Here is a 3,012-nt window from a genome sequence, read left to right as displayed (position 1 = left end):
TCCTCCGACACCCGTAATGTTAGTACAGTTGTGCGCACAAGCAACACACATATTTATATAATAAAAACCCACTAAAAACATTGACTTATATACAATGATCATGTCGGATAGAAAAAAACGAAGAAGGATGATGATCGATCAGTGAAGATCAGTTAAAATACAAACAAGAGAAAAAAGGAGGATGTATGGGATTCATAAGCCAGCTTTCAAAAACAAAAATATCAACACGCCGGGGATCTGCTAGTCAGATAACAGTGACCCAATCATTCAAGCCTTCAACGTCAGCAGAAGAGCTTTCCATCAGGATCTCGACTGAATGCCTCAACAACATAAGCTTGAAAATCGGAGATAAGGTTGACGTACTTTATGATGCAGATAGCGATACATGGATGATAAAAAAAGAGGCGGAAGGCTATAAAATATCCGGAAAACCGGATGCTCCGACAGGACTGATCCGCTACACACTGAAAGAAGGCCACAAGAAATTTACCAGTACCCGGGAATCACTTCCGGTTAAAAAAGATAGTAATGACGACACCATCGTATTCATGGGTGACAAGATGACGTTTAAGCTGAAGGAAAGCGAATGATGGCAAGCAATCTCATTTGGGAAGAAGAAGCTATTGATGATCGGGCTGACTACTTCGAATGGCTTTATCAGCAGAATCCAAAAGCTGCTGAAGATGCAGATCAGTACATAGAAGACACAGTTGACTTACTAATAGAGAATCCATTTCTCGGCAAAGATAGTGAAATAGTGTCTGGCGTGAGAGTTCTCATCATCAAGGGCCTATCGTTAAATGTGTACTATCAAGAAGGCCATGGAACAGTAAAAGTTCTACGAGTTCTCCATCAATCACGAAACATAGCAAAACTCATTTAAGGCAACGCAACCTGCCTCAGCGAGGGAGAAAGAAGCAACTCAAAAAATGTTTTAACAATGTATTTTGTTTTCTAGACAGAAGACAGAGCCAGTCTACGCCCTTATAAATTAGGCAAACAGCTCAAATCCTAAGGAAAAAGTTCATTCAAGTAGAGACCTTTTTCCTTAGGATATACGTATTTACCATAACATCTCTTGGGCGCACCCTCTGAAAGGCCCTCAGCGTCACTCTGCAACGAGTTAGCCATTTCCAGCACCTTTCCTGGCCATAACCCTGAAAAACGCACCTGATGATTTCTGCGCGTCTGCATGGCTATGCACGGAAGTGAATGGAGGATAGTTTCGCACGGATGTTGTAACCAGATGCTCATTTCCAGCACAGAACTCTCTAGATAACGGTGAGCGGGTGCGCAGTTTACTGTGCGACCGTGAGGCGTTGGGCAAGCCGCCAGGCGCGGCAGGAATATCGCCAAAGGGGTCGGATTTAACGAGGAGTGGGACCGTAGTTCCTGGCGGGTGTCGGGCGGAGCCTGACCAGGAGGATTTGGCGTGCCGGCGGTACTCCAAAAACACATCGTGTCCCGCTGTTTTGTGGCGCCGGCGCAGCTGGCTGTGGTCACAAAACATTTCCTGTCCGCGTCAGTTACTGTTTGCCCGCTTCTGGTGATGGGCCAGTATCTCAGCGCGGCCTTCGTCGTAGGTGATCTCACCGGAAAGAAGCCGCGCTTTTACGGACTCATAGAGCGGCGTTCCGGAAGGATCCATGCCTTCAAGCCTGAGAGATGCTTCAGCCTTGCGGAACCCGGTCAGGCGCAGTTGCAGTGTCCGATCATCAGCCATGGGTTTTCCTTTGAGCAGTCATGCGAATAAGGCAGGCGTAAAGTGGGCCCACTTTACATATCCTGCCCGGATGTTGCCGTTGTACAGCTGTGCAGGGAAAAGTGGAAAACGGCAGGAAAGCGTTGCACCAGAGTGTGTAATCAGAGAGGAAAGTGGTGTACCGAGCGATACGAGCCCTGTTCAGCATTACAGACATTACGCTTCCTCGGTCATTCACTCACTTCGTTCGGTCATGACGCTGCGGCGAGCGTTACCAGCTCAGGCAGAAAGCCATGTAAAAGGTCTGTAGGATTGCCGGTTTTCCATAGGCTTCGCCCTCCTGACGAACATCACAGAAATCTGGCGATTTCCGGTGCTCAAGTCAGAAGGGGCGAAACCCGACAGGACTTAAAGATCCCCACCGTTTCCGATGGGTCGCTCCCTCGTGCGCTCTCCTGTTCCCACCCTGAGGTTTACCCGTTGCAGACCGCCGTAAGGTGGCGTTTTCTCATTCCTACCCGTGCAACTGGGTTCCTTTTAGGTGGTTCGCTCCAAGCTGGGCTGTATGCACGAACTCCCCGTTCAACCCGACTACCACGACTTTCAGGTAACTGTACTCTTGAATCCAACCCTGAAAGGCACGACGAATCGCCACTGGCGGTAGCCATTGGTGACAGGTTTACGGAGCGGAGCAGTGTATATAAGTACACATAGAGTTCTTGAAGAGTTAGCCTAACTACAGCTACACTGGAAGGACAGATTTGGTCGCTGCGCTCCGTTTAAGCCAGTCACCACGGTTCAGAAGTTCCCCAACTTACTGAACCTTGAAAAAACCGCCTCCCCAGGCGGTTTTTTCTTTTCAACGAGATTACGCATATTCAGTATTAGCGTCAATATACAGGCTAGCGCTTGTACTTAGCTCTTATCTCGTCTTTTCTTGAAGCCATAACTCGCTTCACTTCCTCATTGGAAGTGAATCTACCGTCTCCAGAATTAGCTTTTGCAACAGCCAGCTCTACCTGCTTCTTCAGCCATTTTTCATGCTGACTAAGAGGCTCAACCTCTCTTGCCAATTGCTCAGCAAAATCTCTGCAAGCTTCACTTAGAGTTTTGCCGCGGGCTTCTGCCGCTTTCTGGGCTCTCATCTTGACGTTCTCATCAAGCCTGAAATGAAATTTAGTATCCATAAGATCCTCCGACACCCGTAATGTTAGTACAGTTGTGCGCACAAGCAACACACATATTTATATAATAAAAACCCACTAAAAACATTGACTTATATACAATGATCATGTCGGATAGAAAAAAAC

4 protein-coding genes are annotated in these 3,012 nt (G+C 47.4%); 2 read left to right on the top strand and 2 right to left on the bottom strand.

The window, feature by feature from the left end; all coding sequences use genetic code 11:
* Window positions 1–185 precede the first annotated feature (185 nt).
* Entirely contained in the window at window positions 186–590 is a 405-nt protein-coding gene (locus RDN66_RS24240; RefSeq protein ID WP_059363301.1) for a hypothetical protein, read from the top strand.
* Complete coding sequence (locus tag RDN66_RS24235; protein ID WP_077951050.1) at window positions 587–883, top strand: type II toxin-antitoxin system RelE/ParE family toxin; 297 nt, start codon at window positions 587–589, stop codon at window positions 881–883. Before RDN66_RS24240 ends, RDN66_RS24235 begins: the two co-directional genes overlap by 4 nt.
* A 639-nt stretch (window positions 884–1,522) precedes the next feature.
* Here RDN66_RS24235 and RDN66_RS24230 read toward each other — a convergent pair.
* On the bottom strand, window positions 1,523–1,723 hold the full coding sequence (locus RDN66_RS24230; RefSeq protein ID WP_059363303.1) for an antitoxin VbhA family protein: 201 nt from the start codon (window positions 1,721–1,723) through the stop codon (window positions 1,523–1,525).
* Between the two features lie 881 nt (window positions 1,724–2,604).
* Window positions 2,605–2,889 (bottom strand): type II toxin-antitoxin system RelB/DinJ family antitoxin, encoded by a 285-nt coding sequence (locus RDN66_RS24225; RefSeq protein WP_059363302.1) that lies wholly within the window; start codon window positions 2,887–2,889, stop codon window positions 2,605–2,607.
* Window positions 2,890–3,012: the final 123 nt, after the last annotated feature.

It is taken from the genome of uncultured Kluyvera sp., from assembly GCF_902485085.1.
GTDB lineage: Bacteria > Pseudomonadota > Gammaproteobacteria > Enterobacterales > Enterobacteriaceae > Kluyvera > Kluyvera ascorbata.
Note: the sequence above shows the minus strand (reverse complement) of the source record. Positions and strands in the feature narration are given on the sequence as shown.

Bases quoted from the DNA above. Each gene is read 5' to 3' on its own strand.
- RDN66_RS24240 (WP_059363301.1), top strand. From the start codon at position 186: ATGGGATTCATAAGCCAGCTTTCAAAAACAAAAATATCAACACGCCGG.
- RDN66_RS24225 (WP_059363302.1), bottom strand. From the start codon at position 2,889: ATGGATACTAAATTTCATTTCAGGCTTGATGAGAACGTCAAGATGAGA.
- RDN66_RS24235 (WP_077951050.1), top strand. From the start codon at position 587: ATGATGGCAAGCAATCTCATTTGGGAAGAAGAAGCTATTGATGATCGG.
- RDN66_RS24230 (WP_059363303.1), bottom strand. From the start codon at position 1,723: ATGGCTGATGATCGGACACTGCAACTGCGCCTGACCGGGTTCCGCAAG.